Origin of the sequence: Gluconobacter sp. Dm-73, from assembly GCF_018256215.1 — a bacterium.
GTDB lineage: Bacteria > Pseudomonadota > Alphaproteobacteria > Acetobacterales > Acetobacteraceae > Gluconobacter > Gluconobacter cadivus.
The window spans coordinates 353,500-378,456 of sequence record NZ_JAERLW010000003.1; the positions used below are offsets into that span (position 1 = coordinate 353,500).

Here is a 24,957-nt window from a genome sequence, read left to right on the forward strand (position 1 = left end):
TCATTACTCTTTCTAACCCCCCGCTGAACCCAAGGGCGGTGTCTTATGGAGGTACAAAGAGTAATAATGAAATCCCGGCACCGCATCTCCCTGCTCGTGACAACAGCCTTTTCTGTCATGCCGTGTCTGTCCGCTTTCGCCGCGACGACAACCCCTCATCCTGTCCGTCACCACAGCACCAAGACCGGCAGCAGCACGCACGCAACTGCACATCCCGCCAATACTCCAGTCGCGAAGACTGCAACTGCCGCACCGCGCAAGAAAAAGACCGACGTCAACTTCGCGGGTGAAGCCGAGACGATCAACGTCACCACCGGCACCCACGCGACGAACCGCAAGGCCCGTGAAAGCACGTCCCCCGTCACGGTGGTCTCTGCCGCGACCCTCCGCCGCTCTGGCATGCTGAACCTCTCGGACGCCCTGACCCGGACCTATGCTTCCATCAACGTGGTGGCGATGGGCGCGGATTCCGCAGCTCTGACATCCTCCATCCAGATGCGCGGCCTCGGCCCGAACGAAGTGCTGGTTCTGGTGGACGGCAAGCGCCGCCACAATACGGCGAACATCACCGCCGATGCAGGCCCGCAGTTCGGCTCCACGGGCGCCGATCTGAACACAATCCCCGCAAACGCCATCGACCATATCGAAGTGCTCGAAGACGGCGCGGCTGCGATGTACGGCTCGGACGCCATTGCCGGTGTGGTGAACATCATCACCAAAAAGCAGGCCCACGGCATGCAGACCTCCGTGCAGACCGGCGCAAATGCCTATAACGGCGACGGCTGGCAGTACAAGGTCGGCGCCGATGGCGGTGTAAAATGGGGCAGCGACGGCTACCTGCATCTCAGCGGCGAAGTCTATCACACAGATCACATGGTCGTCGGCGCGCGGGACCACCGCCTGATTGGTAGTTGGCCCACAAACGCCACAACCACGGGATACTATAACGGTATCGTTCCGAATGCGATGAACGTACCGACCAATTCCAACAAGATCATGAGCACGCCCGAAGAAACCCGCGAAAGCCTCGCCATCGACTTCGGCAAAACCATTACCGAAGGCGTGAATTTCTACGGCCTCATCACCTATATGCACCGCCACGGCGAAGCGTATGAAAACTACCGCACGCCCGTCATCGCGCCCACCATGTATCCGGCCGGTTTCTCTCCGCTCGAAACATCGGAAGAGAACGACTACGCCGCCACGCTGGGCCTCAAGGGCGACAACTTTCTGGGCTTCGATTGGGATCTGAGCACCACATACGGCGCCGATGGCAACAAAATCGGCAACAAAAACACCGTCAATACCGGTATGCTGGCCAGCACATGCTCCACAGTTCCGGGCTCGGCCTATTATTCCACCGATGGTTGCGGCTGGTCCCCCAACACGACGCGTGCTGAAACCTATCGTATGGCGCAGTGGACCAACAATCTGGACTTCCGCCGCCACTTCAATATCGCCAACGTCGTGCCCATGACGCTGGCCTTCGGTGGCGAACACCGCCTCGAAACCTATGAGATCAAGGCAGGCACCCCGCCCTCCTATGAACTGGGCGGCACGCAGGGCTATGCCGGTCTCGGCCCCAACAGCGCCGGCAACTGGAGCCGTGACATCTGGGCCGCCTATGTCGATGGCGACTTTCACCCGCTCCCGCACTGGGATCTCGATTTCGCAGGGCGCTTCGAGCACTACACGGATGTCGGCAACACGGAAAACGGCAAGGTCTCGACCCGCTACGACGTGAGCAAACGCATCGCGATCCGTGGCACGATCAGCACCGGCTTCCGCGCGCCGACGCTGGCCGAACAGCACTATAGCGCCATGAACGTGGACCCGACCGGCGCCTCCGGCCTGCTGCCCGTCAACTCAACAGCCGCCCGCATTCTGGGTGCGAGCGCCCTGAAGCCGGAACGTTCCGTCAGCGCAAGCGGCGGCATCGTCCTGGAGCCCGTAAAGAACTTCCACGTCGAGACAGATGTCTATCAGATCAATCTGCGTGACCGCATCGTGGGCGGTGGTACCGTCAACGGTCAACCCGCCGTCGATGCCATCGAAGCCATGGGATATTCCCTGCCTCTGAACAGCATCACGCTCGACAACGTCTCCGCCTACTACATGACCAACGGCGCCAGCACCCGCACGCAAGGCCTCGACATCAAGGCGGACTACATGTTCCGCTTCCACAATGCCGGCAACCTGAACCTCAGTATGGCGCTGGACCTGAACCGGACGCGTCTGCACCACAACGGAACAGATACCAACGGCAATCCGTTGCTGAACGCGCAGAACATCGGCTACATCACGACCGCCTATCCGCGCAGCAAGATCATCCTGAACGCGTTTTATACGATCGGAAAATGGGACCTCAACGTGCGTCAGACCCGTTACGGTGAGACCACGGACATGCTGACCTACTCTGACTGGACGGACAAGACGCTCACCTGCCCGAGCGGCGGCAAGCTGGCCTATTCCAACAGCTGCTTTGCGCAGTTCAAGAATACGCCGCGCTGGCTGACCGATATCGAAGTCGGCTACCGCTTCAACAGCCACTGGCATCTGGCGATCGGTGCGAACAACGTCTTCAACGTCCGCCCCCGTCGTGTTCCGCAGATCAACAACTCCCGCGGCGCCCAGATCTACGACCAGTTCTCGCTGCAGGTTCCCATCACCGGCGGCTACTATTACGGCCGTATCAACGCCAGCTTCTGAAATCGTCCTACAGGAAAGGCGCCCCGTTACAGGGCGTCTTTTTCTTTAGAAAACACCCCCTGCACACCGAAGATCGCAACAAAAAAAGCCGGCGCATCACTGCACCGGCTTTCGTAAAATCCGCTTTCAGGCAGGATTCAGGCTTCGACATAGGCCTTGACGATGATGTCGGGGTCCTTGACCACGCCACCTGCGCCGGAACCGCGCTTGAGCTGGTCCACATATTCCATGCCTTCCGTGACCTGACCGACGATCGTGTACTGACCGTTCAGATGCGGGCTGGCGGCGAACATGATAAAGAACTGGCTATTGGCGGAGTTCGGGGCCATCGTGCGGGCCATACCGACCGTGCCACGCTCGAACTTGGCGGCATTCGTGAACTCGGCCTTGAGGTCCGGATAGGAGCTGCCGCTCGTGCCGGTTCCCGTCGGATCGCCGCCCTGCGCCATGAAGCCTTCGATCACGCGATGGAACTTTACGCCATCATAGAAGCCTTCGGTAGCCAGCAGCTTGAGGCGCTCGGCAGCCAGAGGCGCCAGATCGGGGCGCAGCTCGATGACCACCTTGCCAGTCTTGAGTTCGAAAACCAGCTTGTTGCCGTCGGGCACTGCAGTATCGGACATCTTGGAACCTTCCAGAAATCGTTGAAGGTTCCTATGTCGGCCCTCGGCCCAGTTTCGACAAGACGATATGTGCAACATCTTCGCTGACGAAGGGGGAAATATCGCCTCCCAGCCGCGCGATTTCCTTCACGATGCGACTGGCCGTGCTGCGATGTTCTTCGGAAGAGAGCAAGAAAACCGTCTCGATTTCCGGGGCCAGACGACGCAAAGCGCCAGAGAGCTGGCTTTCGTAATCGAAATCCCCGCCGGATCGAAGGCCGCGTACAACCGTACCAGCGCCCGCCTGACGCACGGCATCCACCAAAAGCGTATCGAAACCAACAACCCCGATCCGCTCCCCATGCGGCAGCTTGTCCACCTCATGCCGCAGAGCCGAGAGCCGCGCTTCCAGATCCAGAAGTGGTTGTTTGCCTTCATTGACCGCCACCCCGACCAGCAGCCGGTCGAATAGCGCAGACGCCCGGTGGATGATGTCCAGATGCCCGAACGTGACCGGATCGAACGTGCCGGGATAAAACCCGACACGCGGATCCGTCCGCGCCTCAGGCGTCAGGTGCAGCATCATCACCTGCGGCGGGAGCTTCAGAGACCACAGTCTCGTCGGTATCGCCCTCTTCCGTGTCGTCTTCCAGAACCGGGAAGACACAGATGACGGTTTCGCTGTCATTCAGGCGGAACAGTGTCACGCCGCTGGCCTGACGCGCCATGACGCGGACCTGCGAGACCGGAAGACGGATCAGACGCCCCGTATCTGTAACCAGCATAACGTCCGTGCCATCAAGCGTCGGCAGCGTGCCCACCACTTCCTTGCCGCGACGGTTCGCGGAGAAGGTCATGTTGGTGATGCCCTGACCGCCACGGCCCGACACACGGTAATCATAGGCCGAGGAGCGACGGCCAAAGCCGCCATCCGTTACGGTCAGGAGGATTTCTTCCTGCTGTTCCAGTTCCTCGAAACGCTCCTGCGTCAGATCGCCCGTGATCTCGACGATTTCCTCGTCACCGGACACGGCTTCGTCTTCAGCACTGTCCTCCAGAGCCGCATTTTCAGCACGGCGCTTGGCATTGGCCATCCGCAGATAGGCAGACCGTTCCTCGACGCTGGCGTCCACATGATTGAGGATACACAGCGAAATCACCGCATCCCCGTCGCCCAGACGGATGCCCCGCACGCCCGTGCTGCCACGACCGGCAAACACACGCAGTGTCTCGTCCGTAATCTGGAAGCGGATGCAGCGCGCATTCTTCGTTGCGAGGAACACGTCCTGACCTTCACGACAGGTCGCCACACCGATGAGGGAATCCCCCTCGTCGAGCTTCATAGCAATCAGGCCAGACGCACGGATATTGCGGAAATCGCTCAGACGGTTGCGGCGCACATTGCCGCTGGCCGTCGCGAAAGCGAGGTGCAGATCGTCCCACAGTTCCTCGTCCTGCGGCAGCGGCAGGACGGCCGTGATGGAATCCGTTCCCAGTTCCGGCAGCAGGTTGACCAGCGCACGGCCCTTGGCGGTCGGCGCGGCTTCCGGCAGATGCCAGACCTTCATCCGGTAGGCCTTGCCGCCCGAGGAGAAGAACATCACCCATTGATGCGTGTGCGCGTTGAAGCTGCGGATAATCACGTCATCGCCGCGACGCCCCGAGGCCGTCCGACCACGACCACCCCGGTTCTGCGACCGGAAAACTTCCAGCGGGGTCCGCTTGATAAAGCCATCACGCGTGATGGTCACGACCATCTGCCCCGGCTCGATCAGGCTTTCATCCGTCTGGTCGCCGAGTGAATCGGAAATTTCCGTCGCACGCGGGGTCGCGACTTCCGCACGGGCCGCCAGAAGCTCCTCGCGCATGACTTCCATCCGGCGCGGACGGCTCTCAATGATCTGAAGCAGCTCACCGATCTTGACGGCAACGTCTCCCAACTCACCCTGGATCTTCTCGCGCTCCAGACCCGTCAGGCGTTGCAGACGCAGCTCAAGAATACCGCGCGCCTGCGCTTCCGTCAGACGAACCTTGCCATCGATGATAACATTGCCTTCGTCGTGGATCAGTTCCAGCAGCGGGATGACTTCCGAGGCATCCCATTCCCGCGCCATCAGCGACTCACGCGCCGTTGCAGCATCCGGGGCCGCACGGATTAGTGCGATCACCGCATCAATATTGGCAACCGCCAGCACCAGACCGACTAGCAGATGCCCGCGGTCACGGGCCTTGTTCAGATCGAACCGGGCGCGGCGGAGAATGACTTCTTCGCGGAAACGCAGAAAGGCTTCCAGAATGTCCTTCAACCCCATCGTCCGCGGCTTGCCGTCATCGAGCGCCAGCATGTTGGCGCTGAAGGACGTCTGAAGCTGCGTGAAACGATAGAGCTGGTTCAGCACCACATCCGGCGTCGCATCGCGCTTGAGTTCGATGACAACGCGCATTCCCGAGCGGTCGGACTCGTCGCGGATGTCGGAAATGCCTTCGATTTCCTTGGCCCGGACCAGATCGGCGATCTTTTCCTGCAACGTGGCCTTGTTCACCTGATACGGGATCTCGGTGATGATGATGGCCTGACGGTCCTTGCGGATTTCCTCGATCTCGGCCCGCGCCCGCACCGGAATGGACCCACGACCCGTCTCATAGGCACGGCGGATGCCGCTGCGCCCCATGATGATGCTACCCGTCGGGAAATCCGGCCCCGGGATGATCTGCATCAGTTCGTCGAGTTCAATGGCCGGGTTGGCAATCATCGCCAGTGTGGCATCAATGACTTCACCCGGATTATGGGGCGGAATATTGGTCGCCATACCAACGGCAATACCGGCCGCACCATTGACGAGCAGGTTCGGGAAAACCGCTGGCAGAACCTTCGGCTCGTTCTCGCTTTCGTCGTAGTTCGGCTGGAAATCAACGGTATCACGGTCGATATCGTCCAGCAGGAACGACGACGCCTTGGCCAGACGCGCTTCAGTATAACGCATGGCCGCCGGGCTATCGCCATCGACCGACCCGAAATTGCCCTGGCCGTCGATCAGCTTGACGCGCATCGACCAGTGCTGCGCCATCCGGACCATGGCGTCATAAATCGAGCTGTCACCATGCGGATGGTATTTACCCATCACGTCACCGACAGCACGCGCGGACTTGCGGTAAGGCTTGTCTGCCGTAAAGCCGCTTTCACGCATGGCGTAGAGAATACGGCGATGAACCGGCTTCAGACCGTCCCGTACATCTGGCAGCGCGCGCGATACGATCACGGACATCGCGTAGGCCAGATAGGAGGAGCGCATTTCCTCCTCAATCGTCACAGGAAGACGACCGGAAGGGGTCAGATCAGTCGGCTCGGTCAGCTCGGTCAAGACAGGTCACCACGCTAGAATTCAGTTTTTCCAGCATACCGCATGCGTCGCCATCACGCCACACCCGGCACTCCGGAACGGATTTACGCCATTCCGGCCTCTGCTTCCGCAGAGCGGGTTTCCACATGTCTGACAAAAAACCATTAAACAAAGAAAGACGAAATTGATCAAATGGGCTACTTCGATTCACGACTTATTAACTTGCGGACAGTAAGTGAACCCGTTAGCAATTCTCAAACACACTCCGGCGAGTCCGTGCCGGAAATTTTCGGAAAGATTCCATCATGGCCGATACGACCACGCCCGCCGGCAGTGACAACGCCAGCTACAACACCACCGAAACCAGCTATCATCAGCACGATTATGCCTGGCGCTGGGTTGGCCCCGCAACGGGCGGCGACTGGACTGACCCCAGCAACTGGGTTCTGACCGATGCCGGCAATCCGGTTGATACGTCCTCCAGCGCCTTCAGCGGCTATCCCATTCCCCAGAGCGAGCAGAATGCTGACGTCAATGTCGGCTATTACGGAAACGAGACGCCGAGCGTCGTCGTGTCCAATGCCGTCCTGTACAACCAGATCCGCAGCCTCAGCGTCTGGCAGAACAGCACCCTGAAGATCACCGCACAGGGTGGAAACGGCAACGTTTTCGCAACGGCCGGTCTGCAGAACAACGGCACCATCATCATCGACACCCCGTCCAAGGTCGAACTCGGCGGCGTTACGTCGGGCAACGGCACCCTGACGATCCTGAACAACGACGGGAATGTGTCGTTTGACGACTCGTATCTGAACAACGGTACGCTCAATCTCGTCAATTCGACGCTCGGCACTCTTGCAACGCCGATCACCATTGCTGGCGGCACGATTAACCTTCAGCAGAACAGCACGCTCATTGCGAACCTGTATGGCGAAGGCTCCACGATCAACGTTGACCCGGAATCCACCAACACGCTGTATGTCAACGACCGCTTCTCCAACAGCAGCGGCTCCCTGCAGAACACCGTCATCAACGGCGTTTCCGAGAACACCCATTTCGGCATCCTGAGCGGCTCCTCCAAGCCGGTCTCCGCAACGTATGAAGCCAATGCCGACGGCTCCTACAAGCTGACGATCACCCTCGATAACGGCCACGCCATCACCTACCCGACGGTCAATGTCGCAGACGGCTACACGCCTGCTGCCCAGGCCACGATCGTGCAGGACGGCTCGAACGGCTGGCTCATCGAAGACGCAGGCACCTCGACGGCTCCGGCCTCCTACGGCAACAGCGACCTGCACCAACAGCTTGCCGCCACAGCCAGCGCAGCAGCCGCAGCCGGTGGCGACACGTCGCAGTACAGCAGCAACGCCGTCAGCTACCATAACCATGGCAACACATGGCGCTGGAGCGGCTCCGCAACCGGCGGTGACTGGTACGACCCCAAAAACTGGACGCTCTATGACGGCCACGGCAATGTCGTGGATACGTCAGGCGATTCCTTCAGCGGCAACGCCGTGCCGCAGAGCGAGCAGAATGCTGATGTCAATGTCGGCTACAACGGCAACACCACGCCGAACGTCGTCGTCGCCGATGCGCCGTCCTACAACCAGCTCCGCAGCCTCAGCGTCTGGCAGAACACCACGCTGGAAATCACCGCACAGGGCAGCAGCACCTATAACGGCTACGTTTTCACAACGGCTGGTTTTGAAAACAGCGGCACGATCCTGATTAACACCCCGTCCAAGGTTGAACTCGGCGGCATCGGGGTCAACCGTGAAGACGGCACGATCACGATCATGAACAACGACAACAACGTCGTGTTCGATACAAACAACGTCAACAACGCCGGCACGATCAACCTGATCAACGCCACGCTGGGTTCTGCCACCAACGCACTTGCGATCAACGGCGGCACGGTCAACCTGTCGCAGGACAGCAGCCTGTTCCTGTATCCGGGCGAAAACATCAACACCATCAATGTCGATCCGAACACGGTCAACACGGTGTATGTTGAAGCCAACGGCTTCCTGCATAACGACTCTTCGAATGCCCAGGGCGTCGTGATCAACGGCGTCTCCGCTAACACGCATTTCGGCATCTCCGGTGTGTCTTCCGCTCCGACGGCTGCCACCTACACGCCGAACGCCGATGGCTCCTATACGCTTCAGGTCACGCTGGCTGATGGCCGCCTGCTGACCTTCGGCAACATCCACACGGCAGACGGCTTCGTTCCCGCCACCAACGCCTCCATCGTTCAGGACGGCACCAATGGCTGGGTCGTTGAAGACAACGGCAATGCTCCCTGCTTCCTCGCAGGCAGCATGATCCGCACGCCGGAAGGCGATGTGGCCGTCGAGACCCTGCGCCTCGGCAGCACGGTTCTGGCTTTCGTGAACGGCGAAACCGTCGAGCGCAAAGTCACCTGGGCCGGCCGCTCCCACATGATCGCCAAGGCCGGTCTGGCCGACGCGGAAGCCGGTTATCCGGTCCGCATCATGCAGGGCGCACTCGCCGAGGGCGTGCCTTACAAGGACATGCTGGTCACGCCGGAACACTGCCTGTTCATCAATGGCGGTTTCATCCCGGCCCGTATGCTCGTGAACGGCCGCTCTGTGGTCTATGACCGCACGATCGCCGTCTATGACTACTTCCATGTGGAAACGGCCGAACACTCGGTCATCATGGCAGACGGCATGCTGACGGAAAGCTACCTCGACACCGGCAACCGCCAGTCCTTCCGTCAGGACGGCAGCGTTGTTGCTCTGGGTGGCCGCGAGCGCAACTGGAATGACGACGCAGCAGCCCCGCTGTCCGTCAGCCGGGACGTGGTCGAGCCGATCTTCCGTGAGATCGAAGCCCGCGCCATTGCAGCTGGCCTTGAGAACACGGTTGCCGCTCCGGCTCTGACCGAAGACGCCAACCTGTACCTCGTCGCCAGCACGGGCCAGACCATCCATCAGGTCCGCACCGCCAATGGCCGCGCGATGTTCATGATCCCGTCCGACGTGACAGGCGTTCGCATCGTGTCCCGTACCTCCAGCCCGAGCGAAACGGTCGGACCGTTCGTGGACGACCGTCGTCAGCTCGGTGTTCTGGTGGGTGAAGTCACACTGTTCGACTCGGGCAACACGATCCGCATCGATCAGCACCTGACGGACGCAGACCTGAACGGCTGGGATGTTCAGGAAAACACCCCAGTCCGCTGGACGAACGGCAACGCCATGCTGCCGCTGACGGCCCGTCAGCCAAACAGCCTCGGCATGCTCGCCATCCAGATCCTGGCCGCCGGCCCCTATCTGGCAACGTCGGAAGCAGACGTCGCCCTGACCGCCTGAAATCCGCCGGTCTGAAACGAAAAAGCCTCACCCTTTCGGGGGTGAGGCTTTTTTTGGTCTACACGACGATCAAAAAAAACCCCGGAGGCCTGAGCCTCCGGGGTTTTTCAGTCTTCAGAAACCGTATGCGGCTCTGAACTCAGAACGGAATTTCATCGTCGAGATCATTGTCCGGCGGAGCATCCCAGCCGCCATTGCCGCCACCCGAACGACCGCCAGAAGCCCCGCCGGAATTCCCACGCGAACCGCCGCCAAAGCCGCCGCCCGAACCACCAGCAGAGCCACCACGGCTGCCACCGCCGAAGCCGCCGCCATTGCCCCCGCCATAGCCGCCACCATTGTCAAAACCGCCATCATCGCCGCCACCGCTGCGATTGCTGTCGATCAGCACCAGATCGCCACGGAACCGGTCAATCACGACTTCGGTCGTGTATTTTTCCTGACCGGACTGATCGGTCCACTTCCGTGTACGCAGCTCGCCTTCAATATAGACCTTGCGCCCCTTGCGCAGGAACCGCTCGGCCACATCCGCCGTCCGCTCGTTGAAGATCACCACACGATGCCACTCGGTGCGCTCCTTGCGCTCCCCGGACTGACGATCGTTCCAGGTGTCCGACGTCGCAACGGTCAGGTTGACGATCTTAGACCCCGACTGCGTGTTGCGGACTTCCGGATCCTTGCCCAGATTTCCGACCAGAATCACCTTGTTGACGCTGCCTGCCATTCCCGTCCCAACCAATTTTCTCGAATTGTTCTTTTCATACGTGCGTAAGTTCCCATCTAATGGGGAACAATCCAACGCCATTCAAGCGCGTTCGATCTCACAACTGCCTTTTCTCCACATTCCGGGGTCTCCGTGAGCTTTCCAGACAATCATTCGATCCGTGTTCGTGGGGCCCGTGCCCATAATCTCAAGAATATCGACGCCACGATCCCGCGGGATTCCCTGACGATCATCACGGGCCTTTCAGGCTCCGGAAAATCCTCTCTGGCTTTTGACACGATCTATGCCGAGGGTCAGCGACGCTATGTGGAAAGCCTGTCCGCCTATGCCCGCCAGTTCCTTGAGCTGATGGGCAAGCCAGACGTGGATTCCATCGAGGGTCTTTCCCCGGCCATCTCGATCGAGCAGAAAACCACGTCCAAAAACCCGCGCTCGACCGTCGGCACGATCACGGAAATCCACGACTACATGCGGCTGCTCTGGGCGCGCGTGGGAATCCCCTATTCCCCCGCGACCGGCCTGCCGATCGAGGCGCAGACCGTCAGCCAGATGGTGGACCGCATCATGGCAATGCCCGATGGCATGCGCCTGATGTTGCTCGCCCCCGTCGTGCGAGACCGCAAGGGCGACTGCAAGCGTGAACTTGCCGAACTGACGCGCAAGGGCTTCACCCGCGTCAAGATCGATGGCGAACTCTACGAAATCGCCGAGGCCCCGGAGCTGAACCGCAAGACGCGCCATACCGTCGAAGTCGTCGTGGACCGGATCGTCGTCAAGGAAGGGCTCGAATCCCGCCTCGCCGACAGCTTCGAGACCGCACTCGAACTCTCGGATGGCCTGGCCTACGCCGAGGAGGTCAAACGTGCAGGCGAGAAGGAAGCCCCGGCGCATGTCGTGTTCTCGTCGCGCTTCGCCTGCCCGGTCTCCGGCTTCACGATTGAGGAGATCGAGCCGCGCCTGTTCTCCTTCAACGCCCCGATGGGCGCCTGCCCGGTCTGTGACGGTATCGGCACCGAAACCCATTTCGACGAAAACCTGATCGTCCCGGATGACAGCCTGACGCTGGCCGAAGGCGCCATTGCCCCTTGGAAGGGGGCGAGCACGGACTGGTATGACCAGACGCTCGCTGCCCTCGCCCGCCATTGCGGCGATGATATGCACACGCCCTGGTCTGACCTCCAGCCCGCCACGCGCGACCTCATCATCAACGGGTCGAAAGAGCCAATCGACATTCCCTATACCGATGGCGGGAAGGTCCATATCGTCACCAAACCGTTCGAAGGCGTGCTGAAAAACCTGCGCCGCCGCATGGCCCAGACCGACAGCATGTGGGTGCGCGAAGAACTGTCGCGCTATCAGTCCGAAAAACCCTGCCATGCCTGCCACGGCGCGCGCCTCAAACCCGAAGCCCTGTGCGTGAAGGTCAAGGACCTCAACATCGCCGAAGCCTCGGACATGCCAATCCGTAAGGCGCTCGACTGGTTCTCCGGCGTGGAAGCGACCCTCACGCCCCAGCGCGCCGAGATCGCCCGCCGCATCCTGCGCGAAATCACGGACCGACTGCACTTCCTCGACGATGTCGGGCTGGACTACCTCACCCTGTCGCGCGGCTCCGCAACCCTGTCGGGCGGCGAAAGCCAGCGTATCCGTCTGGCGTCGCAGATCGGCTCGGGCCTGACCGGCGTGCTGTATGTGCTGGACGAACCCTCCATCGGCCTGCACCAGCGCGACAACGAACGCCTGCTCGGCACGCTTGAACGCCTCAAGCGCCTCGGCAACACCGTCATCGTCGTCGAACATGACGAAGACGCCATCCGCGCCGCCGATTATCTGATCGATATGGGCCCGGGTGCGGGCAAGCTTGGCGGACAGGTCATCGCTGTCGGCACTCCCGCAGAAGTCGCCAAAAACCCCAACAGCATCACCGGCGCCTATCTGTCAGGCCGCAAGGTCATTCCCGTCCCGACCGAACGCCGCAAGCCCAGCGGCATGCTCACCCTGCACGGCGCACGCGGCAACAACCTCAAGGATCTGACGGTCGATTTTCCGCTCGGCACCTTCATCGCCGTCACGGGCGTTTCGGGTGGCGGCAAATCCACGCTCGTCATCGATACGCTCTATAAGGCGCTGTCCCGCCAGCTCATGAAATCGAGCCAGACGCCGCTCCCCTATGACCGTCTGGAAGGCGTGGACAATCTCGACAAGATCATCGAGATCGACCAATCCCCGATCGGCCGGACCCCGCGCTCCAACCCCGCAACCTATACGGACCTGTTCGCCCCGATCCGCGACTGGTTCGCCGAACTCCCCGAGTCCAAGGCGCGCGGCTACAAGCCGGGACGCTTCTCCTTCAATGTGAAAGGCGGTCGCTGCGAAGCCTGTCAGGGCGACGGTGTTCTCAAGATCGAAATGCACTTCCTGCCGGACGTGTACGTGACCTGCGACACCTGCAAAGGCGCACGCTATAACCGCGAAACGCTGGAAGTGAAGTTCCGCGGCAAATCCATCGCAGACGTCCTGTCCATGACCGTGGACGAGGCCCTGCCGTTCTTTCAGGCCGCCCCGAAAATCCGCGACCGTCTCGCCATCCTGCAACAGGTCGGGCTGGGCTATGTCGCCCTCGGCCAGCAGGCCACCACCCTCTCGGGCGGCGAAGCCCAGCGCGTCAAACTGTCAAAGGAGCTGGCCAAGCGCGCCACCGGCCGCACGGTCTATATCCTCGACGAACCCACAACCGGCCTGCACACCGAAGACGTCCGTAAGCTGCTCGAAGTGCTGCACACCCTCGTCGATCAGGGCAACACGGTGTTGGTGATCGAGCACAATCTCGAAGTCATCAAAACGGCCGACTGGCTGATCGATATTGGCCCCGAAGGCGGTGACGGCGGCGGTCAGGTCGTAGCAGCCGGAACACCGGAAGACATCGCCGCGTGCAAAGCCAGCCATACCGGCCGCTTCCTCGCCCCGCTGCTGGACGCACCGGGCGCCAGACAGCCGCGAAAAGTCACAACCACCAAAATCACACAGGCCATGCTCGCCGCCAGTCTGCCACCCCCAAAAGCCGAACGCACAGCCGCGAAAAAGGCAAAGGCCGCCAAAGAAAAAGCAGCGGAAAAAGCTACCGAAAAGAAGCCCAGAGGCCGGCCCATCGGCTCCCGGAACAAAACCAAAGCCTGAACCCGATTACGTCTTTCAGAATACGCTGAAAAGACAACAGATCATGATGCATGGCCTTTCCTCACTGAAGAGGCCACGCATCTGATCCCGACTTTGGACAGCAACCAACATCGTCGCTAGGTATGGTGCCCGGACGGTAGAGGGCTTAAGTGTGACGATCGAACGCAAACAGACAGACAAACCAACCGCCCGGAAACGGGCGGACGCGATACGAGACTTCCGGTGCAAAAACCTCATCGTTGTCATCGAAGACCCAGAAAACCCACGAAATATAGGAACTGTCATCCGGAACGTGAACGCTTTCGGCGCAGAAAAAGTATACGTCATTGACCCTCGTGGAGTTCTTTCGGACGACTGGAATGAATTGCGTACCGAACCAAAACTCTCGAAGCTATCAGTTTCCGCCGTCAAATGGACATTCGTAAAGCGCTTTGACAGCACAGAAGAGTGCCTCGCACATTTGGAAAAAAACCACTTCGTCTCGATCGTCACGTCACCCCATCGAAAGGGCATGTCCAATGTTTTGTTGGACGAAGGCGATTTTACCGAACATGCCAAACTGGCAGTCTGGTTCGGAAGTGAAACCAAAGGAATTAGCGACATTGCCGCCCAACGAAGCAGGCAATGTGTATCCATTCCCATGTTTGGAATGATCGAAAGTCTCAATCTGGGAACAAGTTCAGGAATTGTTTTGTATGAAATAACAAAACAACGTCGACAATATCAATCCCACAACAGGCTCCGCGCCTCTCGGGAAAATCTTAAAAACCCTACTCCCGCTTTGATCGTCGAGGAAAGTTAGGAGCCCTTTCAGCGAGAGTATCTTCTCTTCCCCGCCCGGCCACACTTACTTCTGCCGAACACCCAGATGCCCAACCTTTCGCGCCTGAGCCAGTGCTTCCTGACGCTCACGCTCGGCATAACGATGGCGCTGCTCTTCCGTCCGTTCGTTGTGGCAATGCGGGCACGACACACCCTGCACGAACAGCGGCGAGGCCTTGTCGTGCGCGTTCAGCGGACGACGGCAGGCATGGCAGACATCATGCGTCCCGATCTCCAACCCATGCTTCACCGACACACGCTGGTCAAACACGAAACACTCGCCTTCCCACAGGCTCTCTTCCTCAGGCACGGTCTCCAGATATTTCAGAATACCGCCCTTGAGATGATAGACCTCGTCCACACCCTCCGCCCGCGCAAAGGACGTTGATTTTTCGCAGCGGATGCCGCCCGTGCAGAACATGGCAATCTTCGGCAGACGGCCTTCCGCTTCCAGTTCCTGCCGCCGTTTGCGAAACCATTCAGGAAATTCGCGGAAGGATTTCGTTTTGGGGTCTTCCGCGCCTTTGAACGTCCCGATCGCCACTTCATAATCATTGCGCGTATCAATCAGGATCGTATCGGGGTCGGAAATCAGCGCGTTCCAATCTTCCGGTGCCACATACCGCCCCACGCCCTGAAGCGGGTCGATATCCGGCTCGCCCATCGTGACGATTTCCTTTTTCAGCCGCACCTTCATGCGGCGAAACGGCAGTTCAGGCGCACGGGAGTCCTTGCTTTCCAGATCCGCACAGCCCGGAAGTGCGCGGATATGCGCCATCACGCGCTCCATGCCCTCATCCGTCCCGGCAATCGTGCCGTTGATCCCTTCACGAGCCAACAGCAGGATCCCCCTGATCCCCTCACGCTCGCACAGCTCCAGCAGCGGCTGCCGCAATGCGGCAGGATCGGCGAACGGCGTGAAATGATACAGCGCGACAATACGGATCGGCTCGAGACTATCGGACATGAGGCAGGCATCCGGCGACCGGGACCGCAGACACAGCCGCGATCGGATGAAAAAGACAGCCCCGGAAATATCAGGGCCAAAGCCTCGATACCAGCCCGAAAGGCCGCATGGACAGGCTGCTGCCCGAATGGCAGACAGGAACTCTCCCGAACGGCCAAAGCAGACCGATGAAGATACCCGATGCCCTGCATCAGAGCCTCATGCTTCTGAAGAACCATGCCTTTTTACTCGGGATAAGCCTCTCACTTCTTCTGACGCTGGCCATCGGCCATGCCTGGACGGCACACAGAGCCTTCAGTCCGGACAGTTTCACCTCCGCAGACGACCCCTCCATGAAAGCCCGCGTGGAGACCTGTCACATCACCCCGAAATTCATCTCCGTTTCCGGCTGGGTTCTGTCAGATCTCTGGCCCGGACCCAAAGCGTCTTTCCTTCTCACGGCCGGAGACGGAGCACAGGAAGTGTCCATTCCCTACAGGCTTCAGGAGCGACCCGATATCGCACACGCCACCCATACGGACGGCAATGCGTTTCACAACCGGTACGGCTTCACCGCCATCGCCCGCATTCCTGAGGGACTAACCCCAGACGTGCACCTGAACATCATTGCAGGACACACGCTCTACAGGATGTCGCATGTCTGCCGCACTTAAGCGCAACGGCGCCTTTATCGCCTTCCTTCTGATCGCGACCTTCTGGATCGACGCCCACATCAACCGGTCGATCTTCATCGACAACGACATGTTCCGCCATGCCCTCGATCACCGGAGCCTGCTGTCCTTCCTGCACATGCGCTACATGACATGGTCCGGCAGGGTCGTCATTGAGGCCGCACTGGCGGAAACCATCCACTACACGCTCTTCTGGAAACTCCTTATCCCGTTCTGCACGGTTCTTCTGGCCTATGCCATCTGGTCCTGCACCCTGCGGTCGTCCCTGAGACCCGCTTTCGGAATCCCGCTCGTCATGGGGCTGTTCCTGCTCCTCCCGCACGAGGTCACGGAAGAGTCCGTTTACTGGCTTTCGGGCTTCTACAATTACCTGCTCCCGGTCTCCTTCGCCTTTTTCTCGATCAGCGTGTTCCTGCGCCAGCATGAGACAGGAAACACGATGCGTTTCCTGTCGCTCGCAGCCCTGCCCATCGGCTGCTCGATCGAACAGTCCTCCCTGCTCCTGCTGTTCTGCACAGCCATGTCCACAGCCCTGTCCGCCTTGGGCCGCCGAACGGTTTCTCTTTACAGCGCCCTCTACCTGACGCTCGCCGCCATCCTCTCGGCGATCGTCCTCGCCGCCCCCGGAAACGGTCGCCGCTATGTCGCGGAAATCGGCAACTGGCTGCCAGAATTCCCCCAATACGACATCCTTCAGAAACTCTCCCTCGCCCTCGACCGCATCCACCGCACCAGCATCAGCCCGGACAACCACATCCTGCTCGCAGCCATCGTGCTGTCCCTCTGCTTTCTGGCGTTCGTCAAACAGAACCGGGGTTTTCAGGATATGGCCGCCATAGGCGTGATGCTGCTGGGCCTCCTGCTCATGCTTCCCACACATGTGCTCGGGGCCGTGCGCTGCGACCGGTTCCTTTATGATCTGAACTGGGTCTCTCTCAACACCTATGTCGCGTTTTTCCTCACGCTGTGCCTGTTCGTCTCGATCCTGTGGTGCGCCCTGTCCCTGAAAAACGCCGCCACTCTCCTGTCCTTCCTGACCGGAGGGTTCATCATCACGCTCCTGACGGGCCTGTCCCCCACAATCTACGCTTCCAGCCACCGCATCCTCCTCGTGCTGGACCTGACGCTGCTCCTCTATACCTGCGGCCTGATCCACACCCTTCTGACGCAGACACGGGCGCGTTCCCTGCGGTAAAGGATTTTCCATGACCGAGAGCAGCACTCCCCACACCATTTCCCAAAAGGCCATTCGCGGCCCCTTCCTGACCTTCCATGCGGATCCCTTCACCACCGATCCCATGGACGCCCTGCATTACGAGTCCGACGGCCTGATCTTGATCGAAAACGGCCGCATCACCGCTGCCGGTCCCTGGGACAGTCTGCGCGACACAATCCCCACAGGCACACCCATCGACCACTACCCCGACATGCTCATTTCCGCCGGCATGATCGACACGCACGTCCATTACCCGCAGCTCCCGGTCATCGCATCCTATGGCGAGCAGCTTCTGGAATGGCTGGAACACTATGTTTTCCCCGCCGAAGCCCGCTACGCGGATCTGACTTATGCCCGCACTGTCGCGCGGCAGTTCCTGAACGAACTCCTGCGCGTCGGCACCACGACGGCCGCCGTGTACTGCACGGTCCACCCCCAGTCCGTAGACGCCTTCTTCGAGGAATCCGAACGCCTCAACACCTGCATGATTGCAGGGAAGGTCCTGATGGACCGTAACGCGCCGGAAAACCTGCGCGACACCGCCCAGAGCGGCTACGACCAGTCCGCGGACCTCATCGCACGCTGGCACAATCGCGGACGCCAGCTTTACGCCGTCACCCCCCGCTTCGCCCCCACCAGCACCCCCGAACAGCTCGATCTCGCAGGCGCCCTCCTCGCCACGAAACCCGACCTGTTCATGCAGACGCATCTGCTCGAAAACCGCTCCGAAATCGCCTGGGTCCGCGAACTTTTCCCCGATCGCAACTCCTATCTGAACGTGTACGACAAGGCCGGTCTCCTGCGCCCCCGCGCCATCCTCGCCCACGCCGTCCATGCCGAAGAAGCCGATTTCCAGCGCTGTCACGACACCGGCTGCTCCATCGCGCACTGTCCCGGCTCAAACCAGTTCCTCGGCAGCGGATCTTTCCCGCTTTTTGAAGCCCTCAAACCCGAACGCCGCGTGCGCGTCGGCATCGGCAGCGACATCGGCGCCGGGCCGTCCCTGTCGCTGCTTCAGGTTCTCTCCGACGCCTACAAGGTCGCACAAGGCCTCCAGACCAAACTCCATCCCGCACAGGGGCTCTGGCTCGCCACGGCGGGAGGCGCACAGTCCCTCGGCCTTCAGGACAGGATCGGCAGCATCCGGCCCGGCCTCTATGCCGATCTCTGCGTCTTCGATCCCGCCGCCACACCTCTGGGCCGCATCCGCGCGCAGACAGCCGAAACCCTCGCCGACCGCCTGTTCGCCCTCACCATGCTGGGCGACGACCGCAGCGTCGCCGCCACCTATGTCGCCGGGGAACTCCGCCACCAGCGCAACGCAACCTGACGCCACAAGCCCACACATTACAGAAGGAGCGATGTCATCTTTTGACACTGAATTTTTTCAAAATCGCGCGGCCATCTTAATTATTTATCAGTATTTCCACAGTCATACTGACGGCAGTATTTAACCTGCGAGAATACTCCTGGCTCACCCTCGGGCTCGCGACCTAAAAGCAGGACCCATGCACCGCTTCTCCTCATCCGCACAGGCCGTCCGATCCCTGATGTCCCTGACTGCGGTCCTGTCCCTCAGCACCTTTCTTCCAGACCACACCGCACACGCCGCAGACAGCACGGCAGAGACGCCGCAGGTCACGCTCGGCAATGACGGCAACAGCAAATCCCTGTTCCGCACCCTCTTTGACGGACAGCGCGCAATCGGCACCGGTGGCATGACGTCTCTTGAAGGTTCAAGCGGCGGCGGCCTCGCAACCTGGGCCACCATCAGCGGCTATGGCAGCGACAAGAGCGCAGGCATGGCCTTTCACTACAGCTACGTGAACGTCACCAATTACTGGGACCAGAACGTCGGCGCCTCAATCGGCCTTTTCGACCGCATTGAGCTTTCCTACACCCATAATTTCTTCCAGACCCGCGCCACAGGCGCCAAGCTCGGCATCGGCAACGGCTACCAATTTGACCTCGACGTCGCAGGCGCGAAAGTCCGCCTTTTCGGCCATGTCGCCGACAATACCCTGATCCCACAGGTCGCCATCGGCGCCATGTACAAACATGATAGCGACAGCCGCATCATTCACATGGTCGGCTCAAAACACACCGATGGCGCAGACGCCTATCTCGCCGTCACCAAGCTGTTTCCGAAAGTTGGCATCCTGATCGACACCACCGTCCGCTTCACCAAGGCCAATCAGTGGGGCATCATCGGCTTCGGCGGCGACCTCGACAACAATTACCACGCGCAGTTCGAAGGTTCCCTCGGCTATCTGCCGCCCTTCCTCCCCGGCCTCATCGTCGGCGTGGAATACCGCACCAAGCCCCGTAACCAGCGCTTCACCGACGAAAGCAACTGGTTCGACGTCTACACCAGCTATTTCATCAACAAGCACCTGAACATCACGCTCGCCTATGTGTCACTTGGCACGATCGCGACGTTCAAAAACCAGACGGGCTTTTATTTTTCCGCCCAAACGGGATTCTGACGTGACAATCCGGGCTCTGCCCGGACCCGGCAGGGATCTCGATCCCTGCACCCTGATTACATGAATCGGTGTCCAGAGGCCCCCGGCCTTTGGCGGGTTTCAGGGCAGCGCCCTGAGCCTCACCCTTCGCGGATACGCTCATCAATCAACGACTCACGCGGAACATCCGTCGCATGCGTTGCCTCGTGAATCGTCCGCTTCACATTGAAAATCAGATGCAGCGAAATTGCTGACAGCGATCCAAGCGTAATCCCGCTCCCGAAGACAATCTTCGCCCACATCGGAAACGTATCGGAGATATGCGGCTGCGCCGTCGCCAACATACTCAGTCCAATACTGGTGCCCACGATAATCACATTGCTCTGTCGGTTGAAATCCACCCGTGACAGCGTCTGCACACCCACGACCGCCACGGTCGCAAACATTGCCAGCGCAGCACCACCCAGAACCGGCAGCGGCACCGCAGCCACCAGCGCGCCCAGACGCGGCAGACACCCCAGCAGCATCATGATGACCGCCGCAGCCGCCACAACCCAGCGGCTCTTCACTGCCGTCATCCTCACCAGCCCGACATTTTCAGCAAAACACGTATAGGGAAACGAGTTCAGCACCCCGCCCAGCATGGTCGCGATGCCATCGGCCCGAAGCGTGCGGGCGATGTCTTCGGACGTGATCGGCTTGTCCACGATTTCACCCGTCGCATAGACGTTGCCGATCGTCTCGATCATGGAAATCGTCATGACGATCACCATCGACAGGATCGAGACCGGATGAAATGTCGGCATCCCGAAATAGAACGGATGCGTGATGGACAGGAGCGGCGCGGACGACACTTCTCCGAAATTCGCATCGCCCAGTATCCAGGCCACCAGCGTTCCCAGAACCAGTCCGATCAGCACGGCAATCGTGGCAATAAACCCGCGAAACAGCCGCTGGATCACCAGAATGGATGCCAGCGTCCCCAACCCGTACCAGATGCTCCGCAACGGAACATGATCCTGCATGACGGACGGACTGGCTCCCGAGACAATATCATTCGCCGCCACCGGCAGCAGCGCCAGACCGATGATGAGAATGATGGACCCGGTCACGACCGGCGGAAAAAACCGCACCAGCCCGGCGAAATGCCGCGCCATCAGCAACGTCACGAACCCCGCCACGATGACCGACCCGTAGATGGACAGCAGCCCCGGCGTCCCCCCGCCCACAGCAGAGCCAATGGCGATCATCGGCCCCACGGCGGTGAACGTCACACCCTGCAACAGCGGTAGCCGAACCCCGACCGGGCCAAACCCCACCGCCTGAAGCAGTGAAGCAATCCCGCAGGTGAACAGATCCGCATCAATCAGATGGATCAGCGTCTCGCGCGGCAGATGCAGCGCCCCTGCCACGAGGATCGGGACGATGACCGCCGCCGAATAGAACGCCAGCACATGCTGCAACCCGTAGGCCCCAAGCCGCCAGACCGGCAGTTTCTCGTCAACGGGATGCAGACCGGTCATCGCGGCATTCTCGGCAGTCATGAAAAGCCCTCAGCTTCCGCGATAGGTGGAATATCCGAACGGCGCCGCCAGCAGCGGCACATGCGCATGGGCTTCCGCCGCCAGCCCGAACACGATCGGCACCACATCCAGAAACGGCGGATCAGACAGAACCTGCTCGCTTTTGCGAAAATAATCGCCAATCCGGAACTCCAGACAATACGTCCCTTTCGAAACCGCAACATCCCGCAGCTCCGGGCAACGCCCATCTGCATTCGTCTGGCCTTCAAACAGAACCCGGTCCCCCTGCAACAGACGCAGGCTCACACCCGCGGCAGGCTTTCCGGACACCGTATCGAGAACATGCGTGGACAGAGAACTCATGCCGTCACCAGATCTTTCAGACGAAGCCCTGCAATCGCATCAATCTGCGTCAGCGCCTCGGTCAGTTCCTGTTCGGGAGTGCCAGAAAGACGGCGCTCCATTTCATCCATAATCACGGTCTTCGCCGCTTTTCCGGGTGCAGCGACCTTGCGCACGCAGATCACGAACGGCATGGAAAACCGCGCGCGATACGCGTCATTGAGCCCCCGGAACCGCTCATATTCCGCAGGCGTCAGACGATCCAGCCCGACCGAAGCCTGTTCCGAGGCGGAATGTTCCGTCAGATCCGGATCAATCCCCGCCCGGTGCCCAAGTTCCGGATGCGCCCGCACCAGCGCAAGCTGCGCCTCCACGCCCGCAGACCGCACAATCTGCGCAAACGCGGATAGCATCGCATCCCCATTCTCAAAAGGCCGTGCCTTCAGCGCTCCTTCCGCCACCCAGGGCGAATGTTCGTAAAGCCCACCGAACTGCGTCACAAACGCGTCATCCGGCAGTGCATTGACGTCTGAAATCTTCATGCCGGATGCACAGACTGCCAGTGTCGCGCGATATCCAGCCGCGTCGCCACCCACACGCCTTCGCGCTTCTGAATATGCTCCAGAAACTTCAGCAACCCCAGCGCCCGCGCCGGCTTGCCCGCCAGACGGCAATGCAGCCCGATCGACATCATCCGGCCGCCCTCGCGATACAGCATATCGAACGCATCGCGCAGATAAGTGAAGAACTGCTCGCCTTCCGTAAAACCGTTCAGCGCCGCGAACTTCATGTCATTCGCGTCCAGCGTATAGGGCACGATCAGCTGCGCCCGACCATTGGTCCGATCGTAATACGGCAGGTCATCCGCATAGGAATCGGCGTCGTAAACAAACCCGCCTTCCTCCGCGACCAGACGCGCCGTGTTCGGGCTCGTGCGCCCCTGATACCAGCCCAGCGGCCGCTCTCCCGTCACTTCGGTATGCAGCGCAATGGCCTCGCGGATATGCGCCCGCTCCACATCCTCAGGAAAATCCTGATAATCAATCCAGCGCAGACCGTGAGACGCAATCTCCCAGCCGCTCTCCTTCATGGCCGCCACCGCATCCGGATTACGGGCCAGCGCCTTCGCCACACCAAACACCGTCACCGGCATCCCGGCGTCATCGAACAGACGCCGCAGCCGCCAGAACCCGGCCCGGCTGCCATATTCGTACAGGCTCTCCATCTGCGCACAGCGCGCCCCGATAATGGATTTCGTGCCCACCATTTCGGACAGGAATGCTTCGGACCCCGCATCCCCATGCAGAACCGAATTCTCCGCCCCTTCCTCGTAATTGATGACGAACTGCACGGCGATACGCGCGCCATTCGGCCATTTCGGATTAGGCGGCGTACGGCCATAACCGATCATGTCCCGCGGGTAGCTGTCCTGCGTCATGGGCGTCTCCCTTCTCAAAGAACCGGCGGATCGAGGCTGACGAGTTCTTCCGTGTCATAAGCCAGCAGGCTCGCCAGATGCCTGTCGCCATCCTCGACGAACAGATCACGCGCAATGCCCCGCGCCAGCTTCTCCACGCCAAAACGCATCCCGCTGATGGACGCACCAGAAAGCCCCATGCTCGGCATGGCCCCGAACGTGAAATTGTAAATTGCCGCCAGCATCGGCGCCTTCGGATCAGCCTTGTCTTTCGGCAGGAACTGGAACCGCGCACCCAGATAGGGATGGCTCCCCAGAAGCGCACTGTCTTCCCCGGCAGGAGGCGTGAAATGATCGCGCCACAGCAGAACAGACGACGCAAAATCCCGCGTTTCCGGACGCTGCGACAGGTCGATCGTGAACCCCGTCCCGATAATCAGGAAATCGAACCGCATCTCGCCCTGCGGCGTCGTCACCACGATCTCGTCGCCGTCCATCCGCGTTGCCGTCCAGGGCGTTCCGGGATGGAAGGCGAAGTTCTCATGACGGCGGCAGCGCCAGAACGTGTCCTGCGGCGGTGGCTGGTTCAGGCTGTAAATCTGCCGCATGAAACGCCAGCGCGTCAGGTCCGGCAGTTCCGAGAAATGCGCCAGAAAGCCCGCATTTTCCATCCAGCGATACGGATTGATGGCCGGGATTTTCGCCCGACGCAGGCACAAATCCACCCGACCCGCGCCCTTTTCCAGCGCCGTCGCCGCATTGTCGAACGCGGAGGCCCCGGCCCCCAGAACACCGATCCGCTTGCCCTTCAGTGCCTCGAAATCAATGTCTTCATGCGTATGGGCATAAACGGATTTCGGCAGTGTGTCGGAAATGAAGAACGGCACATGCCACGTCCCGCCGCCGTCGATGCCCGTCGCCAGCACCATCCGCCGCGCCAGACGCGCCGTTTCCTGACCGGCCGCATTGCGGAACGTCAGCCGCAGCAGGCCGTCGTCCCAGCCGACATGCACCAGTTCCTGATCGTTCACGACCGGGATGTCGAGCGTCTGCCGCACCCAGTCCAGATAGGCCTGCCAGTCATGGCGGGAAATCTTGTCCAGATCCTCCCACGCCTGCGCGCCGTAACGCGCCTCGAACCAGGATTGCGGCGTGAGGCTCGGAATTCCCAGATCCGGCCCCGTCACATGCCGGGGCGTGCGCAGCGTAATCATGCGCGCAAACGTCACCCACGGACCTTCGCCGCCTTTCGCTGCTTTTTCAAAGACCTGCACATTGGTCACACCCTGCCGGCGCAACCCAAAGCACGACGTAATGCCCCCCTGCCCCGCGCCGATGATCGCCACATCCAGAACCGCTTCCCCGTCCCGGTCCTGCGTCAGGCTCCAGTTGCCCGTCGCATAGCGGATTTTCGCCAGATCCTCCCGCACACGCCCCGAAAGCGCAGCCAAAGCCTCCAGAACCGGAGCATCGACGGGAGAAACGGTGGATGTCATGTGGTCAAACCCCAAAGAACCGGCACGGACAGGGCAGTCTCCGGAGGGCGCCGGAGTGTCTTTCCGCATCAAAAACGACAGGTCACCTGTCGGGCGGGATAGTTTCACACCGCCTCAAGGTCGTATACTCCATAAAAACGCTCCTCC

At 60.5% G+C, this 24,957-nt stretch carries 18 protein-coding genes; 8 read left to right on the forward strand and 10 right to left on the reverse strand.

The annotated features are described in order from the left end of the window. The first annotated feature begins 66 nt into the window (after positions 1–66). Positions 67–2,709, forward strand: coding sequence for a TonB-dependent siderophore receptor (locus JK176_RS05060; RefSeq protein WP_211575090.1), 2,643 nt, complete (start codon positions 67–69; stop codon positions 2,707–2,709). Between the two features lie 137 nt (positions 2,710–2,846). Here the strand turns inward: JK176_RS05060 and JK176_RS05065 are convergent, their stop codons facing one another. Genes JK176_RS05065 through gyrA form a run of 3 tightly spaced genes read right to left on the reverse strand, consistent with a single transcriptional unit; the run spans position 2,847 to position 6,664 of the window. After that, positions 2,847–3,332, reverse strand: a complete 486-nt coding sequence (locus JK176_RS05065; protein WP_141354517.1) for a peptidylprolyl isomerase — start codon at positions 3,330–3,332, stop codon at positions 2,847–2,849. Positions 3,333–3,363: 31 nt separating this feature from the next. Continuing rightward, positions 3,364–3,894, reverse strand: a complete 531-nt coding sequence (coaD, locus tag JK176_RS05070; protein WP_211586862.1) for a pantetheine-phosphate adenylyltransferase — start codon at positions 3,892–3,894, stop codon at positions 3,364–3,366. Next, positions 3,875–6,664: a DNA gyrase subunit A gene (gene gyrA / locus JK176_RS05075; RefSeq protein ID WP_408874181.1), complete on the reverse strand. Its 2,790-nt coding sequence runs from the start codon at positions 6,662–6,664 to the stop codon at positions 3,875–3,877. The genes coaD and gyrA overlap by 20 nt, the downstream gene beginning before the upstream one ends. Positions 6,665–6,957: 293 nt before the next feature. On the opposite strand from gyrA, the gene JK176_RS05080 reads away from it, so the two are divergent. Next, positions 6,958–9,990: a Hint domain-containing protein gene (locus JK176_RS05080; RefSeq protein ID WP_211586748.1), complete on the forward strand. Its 3,033-nt coding sequence runs from the start codon at positions 6,958–6,960 to the stop codon at positions 9,988–9,990. Positions 9,991–10,129: 139 nt separating this feature from the next. Here the strand turns inward: JK176_RS05080 and ssb are convergent, their stop codons facing one another. After that, positions 10,130–10,714: a single-stranded DNA-binding protein gene (ssb, locus tag JK176_RS05085; protein WP_194261122.1), complete on the reverse strand. Its 585-nt coding sequence runs from the start codon at positions 10,712–10,714 to the stop codon at positions 10,130–10,132. Positions 10,715–10,846: 132 nt separating this feature from the next. On the opposite strand from ssb, the gene uvrA reads away from it, so the two are divergent. Both uvrA and JK176_RS05095 read left to right on the forward strand, forming a co-directional pair. Further along, on the forward strand, positions 10,847–13,891 hold the full coding sequence (gene uvrA, locus JK176_RS05090) for an excinuclease ABC subunit UvrA (protein ID WP_211586753.1): 3,045 nt from the start codon (positions 10,847–10,849) through the stop codon (positions 13,889–13,891). A gap of 151 nt (positions 13,892–14,042) precedes the next feature. Then, complete coding sequence (locus tag JK176_RS05095; RefSeq protein WP_211586757.1) at positions 14,043–14,693, forward strand: RNA methyltransferase; 651 nt, start codon at positions 14,043–14,045, stop codon at positions 14,691–14,693. 45 nt (positions 14,694–14,738) lie between these two features. Here JK176_RS05095 and JK176_RS05100 read toward each other — a convergent pair whose 3' ends face one another. Then, the gene (locus JK176_RS05100; RefSeq protein ID WP_211586759.1) at positions 14,739–15,680 is read right to left on the reverse strand and encodes a rhodanese-related sulfurtransferase; all 942 of its coding nucleotides are present in this window, start codon (positions 15,678–15,680) and stop codon (positions 14,739–14,741) included. Positions 15,681–15,847: 167 nt separating this feature from the next. Between JK176_RS05100 and JK176_RS05105 the strand changes: the two genes are divergently transcribed. From JK176_RS05105 to JK176_RS05120, 4 genes are all read left to right on the forward strand, one after another. Then, entirely contained in the window at positions 15,848–16,333 is a 486-nt protein-coding gene (locus tag JK176_RS05105) for a hypothetical protein (protein ID WP_211586762.1), read from the forward strand. After that, positions 16,317–17,546, forward strand: a complete 1,230-nt coding sequence (locus JK176_RS05110) for a DUF6056 family protein (RefSeq protein ID WP_211586764.1) — start codon at positions 16,317–16,319, stop codon at positions 17,544–17,546. The genes JK176_RS05105 and JK176_RS05110 overlap by 17 nt, the downstream gene beginning before the upstream one ends. Positions 17,547–17,556: 10 nt before the next feature. Further along, positions 17,557–18,897: a guanine deaminase gene (gene guaD / locus JK176_RS05115; protein ID WP_194267110.1), complete on the forward strand. Its 1,341-nt coding sequence runs from the start codon at positions 17,557–17,559 to the stop codon at positions 18,895–18,897. A gap of 178 nt (positions 18,898–19,075) precedes the next feature. Further along, a complete protein-coding gene (locus JK176_RS05120; RefSeq protein ID WP_211586766.1) occupies positions 19,076–20,053 on the forward strand; it encodes a DUF3034 family protein in 978 nt (325 codons plus the stop codon). Between the two features lie 119 nt (positions 20,054–20,172). Here the strand turns inward: JK176_RS05120 and JK176_RS05125 are convergent, their stop codons facing one another. Genes JK176_RS05125 through JK176_RS05145 form a run of 5 tightly spaced genes read right to left on the reverse strand, consistent with a single transcriptional unit; the run spans position 20,173 to position 24,810 of the window. Beyond that, positions 20,173–21,576: a nucleobase:cation symporter-2 family protein gene (locus tag JK176_RS05125; protein WP_211575070.1), complete on the reverse strand. Its 1,404-nt coding sequence runs from the start codon at positions 21,574–21,576 to the stop codon at positions 20,173–20,175. A 9-nt stretch (positions 21,577–21,585) separates the two neighbouring features. Then, positions 21,586–21,918: a hydroxyisourate hydrolase gene (uraH, locus tag JK176_RS05130; protein WP_211586768.1), complete on the reverse strand. Its 333-nt coding sequence runs from the start codon at positions 21,916–21,918 to the stop codon at positions 21,586–21,588. Further along, a complete protein-coding gene (gene uraD / locus JK176_RS05135) occupies positions 21,915–22,439 on the reverse strand; it encodes a 2-oxo-4-hydroxy-4-carboxy-5-ureidoimidazoline decarboxylase (protein WP_211586770.1) in 525 nt (174 codons plus the stop codon). Before uraD ends, uraH begins: the two co-directional genes overlap by 4 nt. Then, on the reverse strand, positions 22,436–23,335 hold the full coding sequence (gene puuE, locus JK176_RS05140) for an allantoinase PuuE (protein ID WP_211586772.1): 900 nt from the start codon (positions 23,333–23,335) through the stop codon (positions 22,436–22,438). The genes uraD and puuE overlap by 4 nt, the downstream gene beginning before the upstream one ends. 14 nt (positions 23,336–23,349) lie before the next feature. Next, positions 23,350–24,810 carry a SidA/IucD/PvdA family monooxygenase gene (locus tag JK176_RS05145; RefSeq protein WP_211586773.1) on the reverse strand — a complete coding sequence of 487 codons (1,461 nt, stop codon included), beginning with the start codon at positions 24,808–24,810 and terminating at the stop codon, positions 23,350–23,352. Positions 24,811–24,957 lie beyond the last annotated feature (147 nt).

Excerpts from the sequence above, each read along its gene's own strand:
- ssb (WP_194261122.1), bottom strand. The coding sequence starts at position 10,714 with ATGGCAGGCAGCGTCAACAAGGTGATTCTGGTCGGAAATCTGGGCAAG.
- JK176_RS05125 (WP_211575070.1), bottom strand. The coding sequence starts at position 21,576 with ATGACTGCCGAGAATGCCGCGATGACCGGTCTGCATCCCGTTGACGAG.
- uraH (WP_211586768.1), bottom strand. The coding sequence starts at position 21,918 with ATGAGTTCTCTGTCCACGCATGTTCTCGATACGGTGTCCGGAAAGCCT.
- JK176_RS05060 (WP_211575090.1), top strand. The coding sequence starts at position 67 with ATGAAATCCCGGCACCGCATCTCCCTGCTCGTGACAACAGCCTTTTCT.
- JK176_RS05105 (WP_211586762.1), top strand. The coding sequence starts at position 15,848 with ATGAAGATACCCGATGCCCTGCATCAGAGCCTCATGCTTCTGAAGAAC.
- JK176_RS05110 (WP_211586764.1), top strand. The coding sequence starts at position 16,317 with ATGTCTGCCGCACTTAAGCGCAACGGCGCCTTTATCGCCTTCCTTCTG.
- JK176_RS05120 (WP_211586766.1), top strand. The coding sequence starts at position 19,076 with ATGCACCGCTTCTCCTCATCCGCACAGGCCGTCCGATCCCTGATGTCC.
- guaD (WP_194267110.1), top strand. The coding sequence starts at position 17,557 with ATGACCGAGAGCAGCACTCCCCACACCATTTCCCAAAAGGCCATTCGC.
- uraD (WP_211586770.1), bottom strand. The coding sequence starts at position 22,439 with ATGAAGATTTCAGACGTCAATGCACTGCCGGATGACGCGTTTGTGACG.
- JK176_RS05100 (WP_211586759.1), bottom strand. The coding sequence starts at position 15,680 with ATGTCCGATAGTCTCGAGCCGATCCGTATTGTCGCGCTGTATCATTTC.
- JK176_RS05080 (WP_211586748.1), top strand. The coding sequence starts at position 6,958 with ATGGCCGATACGACCACGCCCGCCGGCAGTGACAACGCCAGCTACAAC.
- puuE (WP_211586772.1), bottom strand. The coding sequence starts at position 23,335 with ATGACGCAGGACAGCTACCCGCGGGACATGATCGGTTATGGCCGTACG.
- JK176_RS05145 (WP_211586773.1), bottom strand. The coding sequence starts at position 24,810 with ATGACATCCACCGTTTCTCCCGTCGATGCTCCGGTTCTGGAGGCTTTG.
- coaD (WP_211586862.1), bottom strand. The coding sequence starts at position 3,894 with ATGCTGCACCTGACGCCTGAGGCGCGGACGGATCCGCGTGTCGGGTTT.
- JK176_RS05065 (WP_141354517.1), bottom strand. The coding sequence starts at position 3,332 with ATGTCCGATACTGCAGTGCCCGACGGCAACAAGCTGGTTTTCGAACTC.